Source organism: Flagellimonas sp. 2504JD4-2 (genome assembly GCF_053642935.1).
Genome location: NZ_JBSIOV010000003.1, coordinates 355,916 through 370,861, shown reverse-complemented (window position 1 = coordinate 370,861; position 14,946 = coordinate 355,916). Strand labels below are relative to the sequence as shown.

16 protein-coding genes are annotated in these 14,946 nt (G+C 40.5%); 9 read left to right on the top strand and 7 right to left on the bottom strand.

The window, feature by feature from the left end:
- The first annotated feature begins 4 nt into the window (after window positions 1-4).
- Window positions 5-1,240 (top strand): glycosyltransferase, encoded by a 1,236-nt coding sequence (locus tag ACULLH_RS12940; protein ID WP_454089174.1) that lies wholly within the window; start codon window positions 5-7, stop codon window positions 1,238-1,240.
- A 24-nt stretch (window positions 1,241-1,264) separates the two neighbouring features.
- On the opposite strand, the gene ACULLH_RS12935 is transcribed toward ACULLH_RS12940, so the two are convergent.
- The 3 genes from ACULLH_RS12935 to ACULLH_RS12925 are packed head-to-tail and all read right to left on the bottom strand — an operon-like array spanning window position 1,265 to window position 2,764.
- On the bottom strand, window positions 1,265-1,759 hold the full coding sequence (locus ACULLH_RS12935) for a GNAT family N-acetyltransferase (RefSeq protein WP_454089173.1): 495 nt from the start codon (window positions 1,757-1,759) through the stop codon (window positions 1,265-1,267).
- Window positions 1,760-1,776: 17 nt separating this feature from the next.
- Entirely contained in the window at window positions 1,777-2,229 is a 453-nt protein-coding gene (locus tag ACULLH_RS12930; RefSeq protein WP_454089172.1) for an N-acetyltransferase family protein, read from the bottom strand.
- A 43-nt stretch (window positions 2,230-2,272) separates the two neighbouring features.
- On the bottom strand, window positions 2,273-2,764 hold the full coding sequence (locus ACULLH_RS12925; RefSeq protein WP_454089171.1) for a DinB family protein: 492 nt from the start codon (window positions 2,762-2,764) through the stop codon (window positions 2,273-2,275).
- Between the two features lie 176 nt (window positions 2,765-2,940).
- On the opposite strand from ACULLH_RS12925, the gene ACULLH_RS12920 reads away from it, so the two are divergent.
- Window positions 2,941-4,107, top strand: coding sequence for an acyltransferase family protein (locus ACULLH_RS12920; protein WP_454089170.1), 1,167 nt, complete (start codon window positions 2,941-2,943; stop codon window positions 4,105-4,107).
- Here the strand turns inward: ACULLH_RS12920 and ACULLH_RS12915 are convergent.
- A complete protein-coding gene (locus ACULLH_RS12915; RefSeq protein ID WP_454089169.1) occupies window positions 4,097-5,068 on the bottom strand; it encodes an NAD(P)-dependent alcohol dehydrogenase in 972 nt (323 codons plus the stop codon). The two genes, ACULLH_RS12920 and ACULLH_RS12915, sit on opposite strands and share 11 nt — an antisense overlap.
- Before the next feature lie 85 nt (window positions 5,069-5,153).
- Window positions 5,154-6,284, bottom strand: coding sequence for a hypothetical protein (locus tag ACULLH_RS12910; protein WP_454089168.1), 1,131 nt, complete (start codon window positions 6,282-6,284; stop codon window positions 5,154-5,156).
- Between the two features lie 166 nt (window positions 6,285-6,450).
- Between ACULLH_RS12910 and ACULLH_RS12905 the strand changes: the two genes are divergently transcribed.
- Window positions 6,451-7,296, top strand: a complete 846-nt coding sequence (locus ACULLH_RS12905) for a 1,4-dihydroxy-2-naphthoyl-CoA synthase (protein ID WP_454089167.1) — start codon at window positions 6,451-6,453, stop codon at window positions 7,294-7,296.
- Between the two features lie 313 nt (window positions 7,297-7,609).
- On the opposite strand, the gene ACULLH_RS12900 is transcribed toward ACULLH_RS12905, so the two are convergent.
- Window positions 7,610-8,944: a serine hydrolase domain-containing protein gene (locus ACULLH_RS12900; RefSeq protein WP_454089166.1), complete on the bottom strand. Its 1,335-nt coding sequence runs from the start codon at window positions 8,942-8,944 to the stop codon at window positions 7,610-7,612.
- 45 nt (window positions 8,945-8,989) lie between these two features.
- Here ACULLH_RS12900 and ACULLH_RS12895 point away from each other — a divergent pair, with 45 nt between their 5' ends.
- The 5 genes from ACULLH_RS12895 to ACULLH_RS12875 are packed head-to-tail and all read left to right on the top strand — an operon-like array spanning window position 8,990 to window position 13,948.
- Window positions 8,990-9,862 carry a pirin family protein gene (locus tag ACULLH_RS12895; RefSeq protein ID WP_454089165.1) on the top strand — a complete coding sequence of 291 codons (873 nt, stop codon included), beginning with the start codon at window positions 8,990-8,992 and terminating at the stop codon, window positions 9,860-9,862.
- Window positions 9,863-9,905: 43 nt separating this feature from the next.
- Window positions 9,906-11,393 carry an FG-GAP repeat domain-containing protein gene (locus tag ACULLH_RS12890; RefSeq protein WP_454089164.1) on the top strand — a complete coding sequence of 496 codons (1,488 nt, stop codon included), beginning with the start codon at window positions 9,906-9,908 and terminating at the stop codon, window positions 11,391-11,393.
- A 20-nt stretch (window positions 11,394-11,413) separates the two neighbouring features.
- Window positions 11,414-11,839: a 3D domain-containing protein gene (locus ACULLH_RS12885; protein ID WP_454089163.1), complete on the top strand. Its 426-nt coding sequence runs from the start codon at window positions 11,414-11,416 to the stop codon at window positions 11,837-11,839.
- On the top strand, window positions 11,836-12,495 hold the full coding sequence (locus ACULLH_RS12880) for a peptidoglycan recognition protein family protein (protein ID WP_454089162.1): 660 nt from the start codon (window positions 11,836-11,838) through the stop codon (window positions 12,493-12,495). Before ACULLH_RS12885 ends, ACULLH_RS12880 begins: the two co-directional genes overlap by 4 nt.
- Window positions 12,496-12,499: 4 nt before the next feature.
- Complete coding sequence (locus ACULLH_RS12875) at window positions 12,500-13,948, top strand: M14 family zinc carboxypeptidase (protein WP_454089161.1); 1,449 nt, start codon at window positions 12,500-12,502, stop codon at window positions 13,946-13,948.
- Here the strand turns inward: ACULLH_RS12875 and ACULLH_RS12870 are convergent.
- Entirely contained in the window at window positions 13,945-14,112 is a 168-nt protein-coding gene (locus ACULLH_RS12870) for a hypothetical protein (protein ID WP_454089160.1), read from the bottom strand. The two genes, ACULLH_RS12875 and ACULLH_RS12870, sit on opposite strands and share 4 nt — an antisense overlap.
- A 173-nt stretch (window positions 14,113-14,285) precedes the next feature.
- Between ACULLH_RS12870 and ACULLH_RS12865 the strand changes: the two genes are divergently transcribed.
- A complete protein-coding gene (locus ACULLH_RS12865; RefSeq protein WP_454089159.1) occupies window positions 14,286-14,894 on the top strand; it encodes a 3-keto-disaccharide hydrolase in 609 nt (202 codons plus the stop codon).
- Window positions 14,895-14,946 lie beyond the last annotated feature (52 nt).

Genomic DNA, 14,946 nt, shown 5'->3' with positions numbered 1-14,946 from the left:
TCCGATGAAAAGATTGCTGATTATTGGATATGTATGGCCAGAACCGAATACCACGGCTGCTGGACATCGTATGCTCCAATTGATTCATGCTTTTAAAACCTTTGGATATCAGATTACTTTCGGTTCTACTGCAGTTAAAACAGCGTACAGTGAAAACCTGGAAGTCCTTGGTGTTGAATGCGCACCCCTTAAATTAAACCATGAAAGTTTTGATGATTTTATCCAGGAACTAAATCCCAACCTTGTAATATTTGACCGTTTTATGGTTGAAGAACAATTTGGATGGCGGGTAGCTGAATTTGCTCCAAATGCGATTCGGATATTGAATACTGAAGATTTACACTCCCTCAGAAATACAAGGGAGATCTGCCATAAAAAGGGCTTGGAGTTTTCTATGGACCAGTGGCTTCAAACTGATATGGCTAAAAGGGAGATAGCGAGCATTTATCGTAGTGATCTTACACTTCTGGTTTCGACTTATGAAACGCATCTTTTAACCAAAGAGCTTGGACTGCCGAATGAAATTCTTTTGCATCTGCCATTTATGTTGGAAAATATTGACGAAGCAAAAGAGGATACCTGGCCCGATTTTGAAGCTCGGCAGGATTTCATTTCCTATGGAAATGGAAAGCATGCACCAAATGTTGATGGCATCAAATATCTAAAGGAAAACATTTGGCCCTTGGTTATAGAAGCGTTACCAGATGCTTGCCTGAAAATTTATGGCGCTTATTTGCCTCAATCCATTAGGCAAATGCACCATCCAAAAGAAGGTTTCCATGTAATGGGGTGGACTGAAAATCTGGATGAAGAAATCCAAAAAGCGCGGATCTGTTTGGCACCCCTTCGTTTTGGAGCGGGTATCAAAGGAAAACTAACGGATGCTATGAGAAATGGCACGCCTACGGTAACCACTGGGATAGGGGCAGAGGGAATGCACGGTGACCTGAATTGGTGCGGTGCAATTGCCAACGATGCTGCTTCGTTTGCAAAGGAAGCGGTGGCGCTTTATCAGAACCAACAACATTGGAAACAGTCCCAAGGCAATGGTATCACGATTATCAATGAGTTGTATCAAAAGGAAAAGTTACAGCAAAGGCTAGAAAATCGAATACATACCATTGAAAAAAGATTGCAATCCCACCGAAACCAAAATTTTATAGGGCAAATGCTGCAGCATCAAACACTTGCCAGCACCAAGTATATGGCCAAATGGATTGAAGCAAAAAACAAGGATTAGATTCGGGCAGGCGCCCATGGAACCTTATTTGTACCGATATACCTCATGTGGGCCAAAATCGAGGAGGTCAATGGTTGTGTCATATTTTGCTCCCAGTCTAAGAGCCAACTTTTTAGAAGACTCGTTTGCTGTATCAATATAACTCACCAAGGACTTGAGATTCAGGGTTTCCAGTGCATATTCCTTGACAGCCAAACCGCCCTCGACGCCATATCCTTTTCCTTGGGCTGTGGGCAACAACCAATAGCCAAGCTCAGGTTCTGGCCAAGGATCGGAGTTCCATAGGCCTATGGTGCCTATTAAATTCCCTAATTCCTTTTCATCTATGGCCAAATAGGAATACCCATTGAGCTCATAGTGCCCGATATAGGTGCTCATCAATCGCCATGATTCTTCTGGGTTTTTGATTCCTCCAACAAATCGGGCATTTGCTTCCGATTTATAAAATTCAGAAAAGAGCGCATAATCCTCATGTTTCCATTGACGGAATAGCAATCTTTCGGTCTCAAGTCCTATCATAAACTTATTTTATGTTTTTAGGAAGTCAATTTCCATCTGAAAATACCTTTTACATTGATTTCAGCCCCTAAATCCTTATAAAATTGAATAGCTCTGGTATTATCTTTTTCGACTTCCCATCGGATCAACTCCATTCCCTTTTCCTGACACATATTTTTTGCGTATTCCATTAATTGTAGCCCAATCTTTTGACTTCTTTGGTCTTCCAGAACAAACAAATCGTCCATATTCATGTATTCGCCCCCGGTCCAAATGGAATAATTCCAGGTATAGGAAAGATAACCAACAGACTTGCCGTTCACTTCGGCAATAAGTGCACCGTATCTTGGGTTCGTTCCAAATCCATCGTTCAGAAGTTTTTCCTCATCTGTGTTAACATATTGTTCCTGATTATGGTATGCTGCAATTTTTAGTATCAGTTCGAATAGAACATCGATATCATCGCTCGTGGCTTTCCGGATTTTTACCATGTTATACAGTTTATACTTTCAGTAATGCACATATAACTATCCATTATAAATACCTTTCTTTTATAATGTTGACATGATGTATTTCATGCCCAATTTTGGATTTTAAAAAATCATGCAGTGTAATCTCATATTGATTGGCCATTCCCTTTAGGTTCAACTGATTTTCGGATAGCCCTTCTATAAAACTTATGGATGCTTTTCGAACATTTTGAAAATCAGTGATCAGCTCTTGAAACCCCAATGCTTCAAAACGGCTATTTTCTACCAGGGTATTTTGATCATATCCCCAAAGTTGCGTTGGCAGATTTCTGCTGGCTAGAAAAGCTCGATGCATTTTTATTCTTTCATGATCTGTTATATGGCCCACAACCTGCTTAATGCTCCACTTGTCTGGAGCATATCTGTAGGTCGCCCTTGCTTCATCTATCGAACCCAAGAATTCAAAGGTTTCGGTCGAGCTGAAAAGAGATTTTGGGTCGGTGTTTCCCGCCAAAGCAAAATAGTAGGGGAAACCATCCTTCGGAGTATACTGCACATTCAAAAATTTAAGCTTGAAAATTTCAATAATGGTTTATTAATTCAAAACCACTTCTAAGTAATTCAAGTTAGTCATAATTTCTTTGAAGTTATAGTGTCACCAAAAAATTAATGTACAAGGCAACCCTTAAGTAAAATTTGGAGTCTATATCTATATAACCAACCTTTTAGTTCATGCATCAAAGACTGCATTATATTGACTGGCTTCGGGTAATGGCCTTTGGCACCCTGATCCTTTTCCACTGTGCTGTTCCCTTTGTGGAAAATTATACCTGGGAAATCAATAATAAGGAGACTTCCCCATGGATAACACGTGTAATTTGGTGGCTACACCAATGGCGCTTACCCTTATTGTTCTTTATTGCCGGTGTCGGAGTACGCTTTTCTTTGCGTAGAAGATCTATTGTGGCTTTTGTTGGGGAACGCTTTGTCCGATTGTTTATTCCCCTGGCATTTGCGATATTCTTTGTGACACCGATTCAAGTTTATTTTGAATGGTTGCAGAAGGGTAGAATTTCAGAAGGATTTTGGGAGTTTTACCCCTCCGTTTATGACATTGTACCCTATCCTGACGGCTCGTTCACATGGAGCCATATGTGGTTTGTGGCTTATTTATTTGCATTCACTTTGTTGTTGCTACCCGTGTTTTCCCTGGCCAAAGTGCAATGGTTTAATGGAATCAAAGCCTTTTTGGACAAGTTATTCAATCCCCCCATAACACATTTGATATTGGCACTTCCCTTTGTGGCGTACTTCTATCTGTTGTATATCGATTGGCCTGAGCAAGGGAGTTTGATCAATGATTGGTATGTCTTTGTTTCATCGAGTACATTTTACCTCCTAGGTTTTCTCTTGGGAAGCATTCCATCATTTTGGAAAACCTGTTTGCAACACCGTAAGCTCTTTTTAAGAGTAGCTTTGCTATTGGCTATTATTCTGATCTGTAAATATTATTGGAATTGGGAAATGAATCGACCCAGTGTGCAAAACCAAATATATGTCTATGGACTCTTGAACGCCTTTCACATTTGGACCATCATTCTAGCGGCTGTGGGATACTCAATGAAATATTTAAACTTTGGTAACAGATATCTCTCTTACCTAAATACGGCGGTTTATCCGTTTTATATTCTACATCAAGCGGTTATAGTGGCTTCTGGGTATTATGTATTGCAGTGGGATGTAGGTATCGCAATAAAATTGGTGATACTAGTGCTAATTTGTCTAAGCACAATTTGGGTACTCTACCACTTTTTTATCCGAAATACCATACTGACCAGAGTACTTTTTGGGATGAAATGGAGGAAAAAACCAAATCAACAGTCAACACCTATTCCGTAGGGTCGTCAACTTTAACCACGATCTTCCCCTGGTGCTTACCTTCTCCAAAATATTGAATCAGGTGAGGTAATTCTTCAAAAGGGTATGGCCCATCCAAAATGGATTGTAATTTATTTTGGACAAATAGTTCCCCGATACGGTCAAGACCAAGGTTAGGCTTTAAGCTTAAAATCTGAAGTTTTTTTGAAGAAAATAACTTGCCCCACAGTGCCAAAGAAATTAGACGGCCAACGGTACCACCCACGGTAATGTAAGTACCTTTTGGAGTCAATGAGCTTAAGTACCTTTTTGGAGGTCTAGTTGTTTTACAGTCCAAGACCAGGTCATATTGAATGCCATTTTTGGTAAAGTCTTCTTTTTTGTAGTCCAACACATGATCAAAGCCAAGCTTCTTCATCATTTGTAATTTATCGCCTGTGTCAACCCCAGTGACTTCACAGTTTTTCATTTTACAAAGTTGTAATCCCAAAGTTCCAACACCTCCACCTGCACCATTGATCAACACTTTTTGATTCTCTTTCAGTTCAGCTTGTTCCAACGCTTGCAAAGCCAACAGTCCAGCGTGGGGTAGGGCGGCGGCTTGTGCATAATCCATTGCCGAAGGCATTTTAATTACTGCTTGTTGGTTTACGCAGGCATAGGCTGTGAAAGTTCCAAAGCCATGTCCAGAAATATCCCCATAAACTGAATCACCAACCTTGAAATCCGTTACTTTGGCGCCAATACTCTCAATAGTGCCTGCCAATTCCATTCCCGGAATGGTATATTTAGGTTTGAATAGTCCAAACATTAAGCGGTAAAGTTTGGGTTTTCCTGTAATCATGGCCCAATCATAATCATTGACTACAGTTGTGATTACCCTAATGACCACTTCATTTTCCTTGGGAATAGGTTTTTCAATCTCCTTTAGCTGCAGCACTTTTTCAGGAGGTCCGTAGGAACTATAAACAAAAGCCTTCATAGCTAACGAAGATCATGAAATTTATTTCTAATCCCAAGAAGGAAGTCCTTCAGAAAAGATTTAGGGATATGAAACAGAGGTACACCTATTTCAAATTCCCGTTTACAATGTCAAAGCTAAATGTTGCTTTCCCAGAAGTTGCCTTCCAAAAGTTATACAGACTGCCCCAAGAAGCATCAGGGTCGCCTTGCTTTGCAAAATTCTCCAAATTGGCATTAAGGGTGTCCCATTTTTCTTGGGAAACATCTCCAATGGAAAGCACAACGACCAGCGCTTTAAATTCAGTTTGGGCATTTTCGTGCGAGGGTACACGACTTCCATTTTCCGCTATAATATCCGCTGCGGTGTACGTGGTAAGGGCATCTGCGGTAAAAACACCAAAATCACCTGTAGATGCAGGGTTTTCGGCGACAATTACGGATTCAAGCTCGTCAGGACCTATAAGTCCCATGGAATATAACTCTAAGTTGGAATAGGGTACAGAATTTCCGCCATTGGCGATTGTGCCGAATCCAACTTCACCATCGACACTACCTCGATAGGTATTATTGCCCAAATCCTCGATCTCATCAAAACCTCCCAATTGCCCTCCCGCGCTGGAATAACCCCAGTGTCCTCCGACAGTGGTTGGAATTATACCATGGTTGGTCCAGTAATGTTGGATTTCATGCAAGAAAGGTCCGTTTCTTATATATTCTACCCGTGGCATATGGATAACGGTCTTAAGTTTTCCCGAAGACCCAAATGAACCAGTATTATCCCAGATATTTCTGCCAAGCCCTTCTATGTCGTTCTGGGCAGGGGTCGATAATCCATAGTAAAGGTTGTTAGGTTGGGATTCTTCAACATTAAGAATGATGATAAAATCAAAATCATCATTGAAATGCTCATAAACCTTGTTGCTTACCATTCTCATATCACCTTCATCGACCAAAAATTTATTGTAATCACTTTCTGAAAGTACGAGGTTGGTAAACTGATGATCCTCGTCAATGGTAAATCCAGATTCGAGAACTAAGGTCTCTGGGGTACCGGTATCCTCAGGATTATCGGTAGTGTCGTCATCATTGTCATTGGAGTTCTCATCATCCGTGTCGGACATTTCACTATCCGAATCCATTTCCGGGACGGCTACCTCTTCGGTGCTACAGGAAAGAATTAAAATGGAAAAAAAGAATGATGTGGCTAGAACAAAGTAGGATTTGAGGCTGCGCATAAGTGTTCATATTTATATGCATGAACGCATAGGAATAATACATATTTCAAAAATTACAGAGATCTCGATGAAATGCAACTATCCATTTCACAGCGAATTACCACTTACTGTCACATTCTAGCGCAAGTTTTGCCAATCTATTTATCTTTGGACAAACACTTTTTTAATGACTAAGACACCCAACTGGCAAACTGCCATCGAATTTGAAGATATTACCTATAAAAAATGTGACGGAGTAGCGCGAATCGCATTCAATCGGCCCAATGTTAGAAATGCTTTTCGGCCTAAAACTACCAGCGAGCTTTACAAAGCGTTTTATGATGCCCAAGAGGACACCTCAATTGGGGTTGTTCTGCTTTCGGCAGAGGGGCCATCAACCAAGGATGGGAAATGGGCATTTTGTAGTGGCGGAGATCAAAAAGCTAGAGGGCACAAAGGGTACATAGGAGAGGATGGATACCACAGATTGAATATTCTGGAGGTACAACGTCTCATACGATTTATGCCCAAAGTGGTAATTGCTGTAGTTCCGGGTTGGGCCGTTGGAGGAGGGCATAGCCTTCATGTAGTATGCGACATGACCTTAGCTAGCGAGGAGCATGCTATTTTTAAGCAAACCGATGCCGATGTCACTAGTTTTGACGGAGGATACGGGTCAGCTTATTTGGCCAAGATGGTCGGACAGAAGAAAGCCAGGGAAATTTTCTTTTTGGGAAGAAACTACTCTGCACAGGAAGCGTATGAAATGGGAATGGTAAATGCTGTGGTTCCGCATGCCGAATTGGAAGATACGGCATATCAGTGGGCACAGGAGGTATTGGCCAAATCGCCCACATCCATTAAAATGCTCAAGTTCGCTATGAACCTTACTGATGACGGAATGGTTGGACAACAGGTGTTTGCCGGTGAAGCCACACGTTTGGCGTATATGACGGATGAGGCCATAGAGGGTAGAAATGCCTTTTTGGAAAAGCGAAAGCCAGACTTTGGGAAGAATAAGTGGATTCCCTAACGCAATTGTCGCTAGACAATGAATAACTCACAGTTGTAGCCTTCGAATAAAAGAAGGGCCAACTGATTTTCGTGATAATGGATAATCTTTGTAATTCGTGTCCAGCCTACGGTGAGTTAAAAACGTATAAAATCAAAAAGAGCCTTGCCATTTGGTCAAGACTCTTTTACGAGAACACTATATGAAAATGAAAAAATTTACTTTCGTTATTATTACATTGTAAATGTACCACCAGTGTTCCCGCAAACGAAATTATTGTTGTGAAGCGGCGTTTTATTGTGGTTTGCTGTTCTTTTTAAGATATATTATCGACCTACGGTACGGATTTAACGACCTCTGACAGGAACCTATTTATATCAAAATCAGGCTCTTCGGCCAATCCGGTGCGAACAATCACCAAATTTTTGGAAGGAATCACAAATACATATTGCCCTTGATACCCATTGCATGAAAACAAATCTTTCGGCACATCAGGATATTTACCTTCGGCATTCAACCAAAAGTGGGCACCATATGTACCTTCTGAATGAAGCGTGGGTTTGGTAATATAGTCTACCCAATCTGGTTTAAAGATTTGTTCCCCGTTCCAGTTTCCTTTGTCCAAATACAGCTGTCCGAACCTGGCCCAATCACGGGTGCTTGCCCAGCTATAGGAAGAACTTACGTAGTTCCCGGCAATATCAGCTTCTAAAACCATGGAATACATCCCGATTTTATCAATTAAAGTGGCATAGGGAAAGTCAAGATATTCTTGATGCGACCGAAATTGTTGTCTCAAAATACCGGATAACAAATTTGTAGTTCCTGAGGAATAGTTCCATATCTCTGTGGGAGCTGCGATGCTCTTTTTGGTTCTTTGGGATTGGGTCATATCGGTTTCCAGAAAGAGCATACGGGTAACATCGGATATTTTGGTATAATCCTCATCCCATGCTAAACCACTCTGCATGCGTAATAAATGGTTTAGGGTGATGTTTTTACGCTCATCCTTCTCCCATTCTGTTATAGGAGCAGGCCATGACATGTCCAATTTTCCTTGATTTTCCAATATACCATAACAAGTGGCCAGTACACTTTTGGTCATGGACCATCCCAAAATAGGAGTATCCTTGGTAAATCCGTCCACATACCTTTCGGCAACCAGATGCCCTTTGTAAAGAATTAGCAGTGTACGGGTTTTTTGAATAGCGGAATTTTCAAAAGCTGAGGCAACTGCTTTGTTTAACTGTTCCGTATCAATACCATTCGGGATGGTATCCTTGGGACTGGCTTGTCCATAAGGGTAGGGGATGGTATCCAAAGGCTGCATCCTTACTGGAGCCGGAACGGTCTTGGCTTCATCATAATCATCATTGACCAACACAGTTCCCAAACCTTCCCGGTAAACCGCTTTGCGGTTCATTAAACCATATACAGAAGCGGAAGCCCATTTATGATCCGTGTCCACTTCGGTATCCGCCAGTTCGATCAAGGGTACGTTATTGTCATGCTGCGTAAGGGAAGCGGCCGTTCGGTCTGCCACAAAAACCCCGGAAGCCATATTTTTAGATGCGTATCCTGAGATTATGTTCAATTTTGGATAATTGAGATAAACAACAACTCCTATGACTATTACCAATAAGATTAGCGCGCGCTTCAGTATTTTCATGATTAAGATTTGTAACTTTCAGGTACTAAAATAAACAATTAGAACATGTCCAATATAGGAATGATCATTGAGGAACGAAGCAGGGATATTGGCGACTTTTTAGTGGGACGTCTGATCCCTTTCCGAAAGAAGCGAATGATAGGCCCTTTTGTCTTTATTGATCATATGGCCCCGGTACAACTTGGGCCCCATAAATACATGGATGTGGATCAACATCCCCATATCGGTTTGTCTACATTGACCTATTTGTTTGATGGTGAAATCATGCATGAGGACAGTCTGGGATCCAAACAATTGATTAAACCAGGTTCGGTGAACTGGATGACTGCTGGCAAGGGCGTTTCGCATACGGAGCGTACTCCTGAACATTTGAGAAACGGTAACACTTTTATGGCTCAGGGATATCAAATATGGGTGGCCTTACCAAAGGATTTAGAAGATATGGAGCCCCAATTTCATCATATTGAAGCCGAGGATCTGCCCAGATGGCAAGATGGTGATGCAGAGTTTACATTAGTTGCCGGTGAAGGGTATGGAAAAAAGTCTCCGGTGCCAACATATTCCCCATTGTTTATGGTTGAAATTAAAACCGCCAACGAGTATCAATTGAACGTGAATGGGGAACTTAAAGGCGAAATAGGGATATGTGTGGATAAAGGAAGTATCGATGCTTGTGGAGAAATTATTGGGAAGGGGAATATTTTGGTAAGCAAAGTTGAAGATACTTGCGCTATTAAGGTGCATCCAAATTCCCATCTCTTATTGTTTGGGGGAGAGGTTTTTCCCGAGGAGAGACATATCTACTGGAATTTTGTATCAACAAGTAAAGAAAAGATTGCCCAAGCCAAGGAAAATTGGAAAAACAGGACTTTTCCTATGATGGAAGGTGACCAAACTTATATTCCAGCACCTAATTAAATCCTTGATTAAAAAAAGTATTTTTAGAAACAAAGCAGCCTCAATGCCCAAAGACCACAAAACACCTTGGTTACAAACTTTACTGATATTGACATGTATTCTTCTTGATTCCTGCGCACCGGAAAAGCCGAATAAAGCCTTGGTGTTGTATGATCAATATTGCACCAGTTGCCATATTGCCCCAAGAATTGATGAATTACCAAAAGAAATATGGAAAAATGCTGTTTTACCAGATATGGCGTCTCGCATGGAAATTGAGGAAATGTACCAAGATCCAAATGAGATTAAAGTAGGCTTTCGTCCAAAAATAAAATTAAAGGACTGGGTGCTACTTCAGGATTACATCGTGAAAATGGCCCCAGAAACGTTGGCTGCGAATAAAAAGATCGCTTTAAACCCGTTGAAACTCTTCGAAACTTCAGAAATAGCCTTAGACCAACAAAATGGAGCGCTGATTACCTATTTGGAGTTCAAAGAGAATACATCGAATCTTTTTTACGGTGACGTCTCTGGCAATTTGGCCTCCTATAATTTACAAATAACAGATAATAAGCATCTATATAGTGGTAAAACTCCGGTGACATGGTACAATCATGGGAATTCGCTAGAAGTTATCACCGAGGTTGGGATTCTGGATCCTTCCGAATTGGAACAAGGAAAACTAACACTAAAAAAGGAAAAGGATACAATAGCATTGGAAACCAAATTCCACAGGCCGGTGCATACATTGGTCGAGGATTTGAATAAAGATGGTAAAGTTGAAATGGTGGTCTGTGAATTTGGCAATGAAACTGGACGATTGTCACTATTAAATCAAAATGATTCAGGCCAATACAACAAAACAGTACTTTTAAATATTCCTGGAAGCATTCGAACCCTTACGAAGGATATGAACAACGATGGGAAAACAGACTTAATCGCCCTATTTTCCCAAGGAAACGAAAACCTTACCATACTATATCAGGAGGAAAACTTAAGATTTCGAGCGGAAAAAGTATTGGAGTTTAGTCCCGTATTTGGAAGCAGTTGGTTTGAACTTGTGGATTATAATGGCGATGGATATGATGATATCATCACGGTAAATGGTGATAACGCGGATAAATCGTATGTGCACAAACCGTATCATGGTATGCGAATTCATATAAATAATGGGGACAATACCTTTAGTGAAGCTCATTTTTATCCCTTACATGGAGCAACAAGAGTCTTAGCACGGGATTTTGATAAGGACGGAGATATTGATTTTGGGTTGATCAGTACCTTTCCGGATTATGACACCGCTCCTGAACTGAGTTTTGTGTACTTGGAAAATAAAGATTCTGATAATTTTGAATTTTCGACCCAAATATTGGAAAACCCCAATGCCGGACGTTGGTTTTTGATGGATGCAGCGGATGTTGATGGGGATGGAGATGAAGATATGGTGTTGAGCTCATTTACTTATGTGTTTACACCTGTGCCGGATTCGTTATCTGAACAATGGGCGGACAATAATGTTGATATTTTGTTTCTGGAAAATAAATTATACTGAAAAGGTTTTTAGACATAGCGTTGATTACGATTGGTTTCCTTTTGTTTTCTTGTGAAGAAATACCTGAGCAAGAAACAAAGGAGCAAAATCAACAATATCAGTGGTATGGACATGAGGTGGTAGTATCGGCGTATAATTCCGTATCATGGCAAACACAGGGTGACCCGAGTATTGCGGCATGGGGAGATACTTTAAAACCTGGCATGAAAAGTATCGCGGTGTCCAGGGATTTGTTGCGGATGGGATTGGATCACAATACAATGGTCAAGATCGATACATTCCCAGATACCTTTTATGTTAAAGACAAAATGAACAGACGTTGGAGGAATCGGATTGATCTGTATATGGGTCTTGATGTAAAGAAGGCGCGTGAATGGGGCAGAAAAAAACTGTTTATATGCTATGCTGTTCCAGTTGATAGTACTTTTATAAATAATTTTGAATGAAAAGAATAATTCTCGGATGTATTGCGTGTTGTTTGCTCTGGTCCTGCCAAGTGCAGCGAACTATAGCTGATAAACCCATAATTTTTGATGATGAACGCATTGCTTTGACCAAGGAGTACCTGTTACAGCGGTACAACTTAGAGCAAGATACCCCAGAAATTAAGCCGCAAATGATTGTTCTCCACTGGACCGCCATTCCAACCTTGGAAGAGTCTTTTGATGCGTTCAACGAGACAAAACTACCCAATTGGCGTCCGGATATTGAAAATGTAAGTGGTTTGAATGTTTCCACACAATTTCTGGTGGATAGGGATGGGACCATTTACCGATTGATGCCTGAAACTTATATGGGCCGTCACGTTATCGGATTGAATCATTGTTCCATCGGAGTCGAGAATGTTGGTGGTACCGATGAATGGCCTTTGACCAAGGAGCAATTAAAATCCAATATTTGGCTGGTTGAATATCTGGCGGAAAAATATGATATCGATTATATGATTGGTCACTACGAATATACGCTGTTCGAGGGCCATCCACTTTGGCTTGAGGTTGATGACGGTTACCGAACAGAAAAAACAGACCCAGGAATAGATTTCATGCAAAAAGTCAGAAAAGCAACGAAAAGGTTTAATTTTAAACCCATACCTTCAAATTAATACTATGCGTCAAAAGTTTTTTCTCCTAATTGGGTGTCTTGGTTTTTTAGCCTATCCCCAGGAAACCATTACCTCCAAACTTTATGAGACCTACGAAGAGTTCAAAGAACCCTCATTGCAAAAACGCAGGATCAAACATCATCAGATTCAGCCCCTGATTCAACGATTTGATGCAAATCCAAAATTTGAAGTTCAAAAGGTAGGTGAATCCATTGAAGGCAGGGATTTACATTTGGTCAGTATCGGTTCTGGACCTGTAAATGTGTTTCTCTGGTCGCAAATGCATGGCAACGAACCTACCGCCACACAGGCAGTTTTTGACATTCTCAACTTTTTGGATGCGCAAGAGTTCAAGGATGAAAAAAGGGAGATACTTTCAAAATTGAAGCTACATTTCCTTCCAATGCTCAACCCAGATGGGGCAGAGGTATATCAACGTAGAAATGCTTTGGGAATCGATATAAACAGGGATGCACTGAGATTGCAGTCCCCTGAAGGACAAACACTGAAAAGATTGCGAGATAGCCTTGATGCCAAATTCGGCTTTAATTTACACGACCAGAGCACGTATTACAATGCTGAGTTAACGGATAAACCCGCAACTATTTCGTATTTGGCAACAGCCTATAACTACGAAAAGGATATCAATGAAGTGCGCTCGAATGCCATGAAAGTAATTGTTTATATGAACAACATCATTCAAAATTATGCTCCTGGTCAAGTGGGGCGTTATAGTGACGATTTTGAACCAAGGGCTTTCGGTGACAATATTGCCAAATGGGGAACAAGCCTTATTCTTATAGAATCAGGGGGCTACGCAAATGATGTTGAAAAACAGGAGATTCGTAAACTGAACTATGTTTCCATCCTTTCAGCGCTGTACACAATTGCCAAAGAGGATTATTTGGACATCCCTATTGAGGATTACGAGAAGATCCCGCACAATGACAGGAAAATGTTTGATTTGAAAATTGAGAATGTGACCTATGAGCTTTTGGGAAAAGATTACATTCTGGATTTGGGAATTTATCGCCAGGAGGTCGACAACGCTACACACGATTCCTTTTATTATAAAAGTACCATAGTGGACCAAGGGGACCTATCCACTTTTTACGGTTATGAAACTTTTGATGCTTCGGGATATAAAATTGTTCCACCAAACATGGGAAACCCCAATGTTTCTATTTTGGATGGTCCGTTAAAATTACTTCAACATGGTGTCGGATTCATTTTCAGCAGCCATGCGGAAGGAGAGGATTTTACCTTATCTCCAATCAATCAAGTAGAAATGGGACGAGATTTACCTGAGTTTAAAATCGCAGTAGGTCAAAACCCCAATTTCTTTTTAGAGAAAGATGGAAAATTGACCCATGCCGTTATCAACGGATTTCTTATTGATTTGGACAAACCTATCAAAGATCAAAAATTTGGCAATGCATTGATTTTTCGCTAGTATCCGAATTGGATATTCAAATCAGGACCTTTGATGATCAAAAAGATTAACATGGTCAATAAGGTTCCCACGATTGAGGCAAATAATGAAAGTATCAATCTTTGGTATCCTTTAGATAGAGGACCTAGAGCACTGTTCTGAATTATTTCTTTTACTACATCCATAACATTCTTTTTTTGGGTTCATATTTATTAGGTGTTTAGGATGTAATTAGTTGCTGTCTATACTTTAAAAACAATCATTGGTCTAAAAACCCTACCAAAAGCTGTTCCAAACCCATCCATTTATTAGGGAAATCACTACCTTCAAATCCTTTAAAACCAGATAAAATCGAAAAATGAAGACAAATTCAGCCTTAATTATCTTATTGTTTGCAGCATTTCAACTCACATATGCACAAAAGACCATCGATCTGTTCAATGGAAAAAATTTGGACGGTTGGGTGAATCATGGTGAAGAAAAATGGTATGTTGAAAATGGTGAATTGATCTGTGAAAGTGGGCCAAAAGCAGGTTATGGGTACTTAAGCACTAAAGATTTTTACGATAATTTTCAGCTTACGCTAGAGTTCAAACAAGAAAATAATGGCAATAGTGGGGTGTTTATCAGATCTACCGTTGAAGGAACAAAAGTTTCAGGTTGGCAGGTAGAAGTGGCACCTCCCGGACACGCAACTGGAGGAATCTACGAATCTTATGGGCGTGGCTGGTTGATCAAACCAGATGCTGAAAAAGATAAAGCCCTAAAGATGGGAGAGTGGAATACCATGAAAATTTTGGTCCGTGGTCCAATAGTCTCCACTTGGCTCAACGATCAAAAGATGGTTCATTTGGTCGATGCCAAAATAGGACAAGGAAAGGGTGGTATAGCACTTCAAATACATGATGGGGGCGGTATCCGTGTAAAATGGAGAAACATCAAACTTACACCCCTAATTCCTGAATAATAATAGTTTTTAAATATTTGTAAGGCACATCGGTTTTGGTTGATGTGCCTTT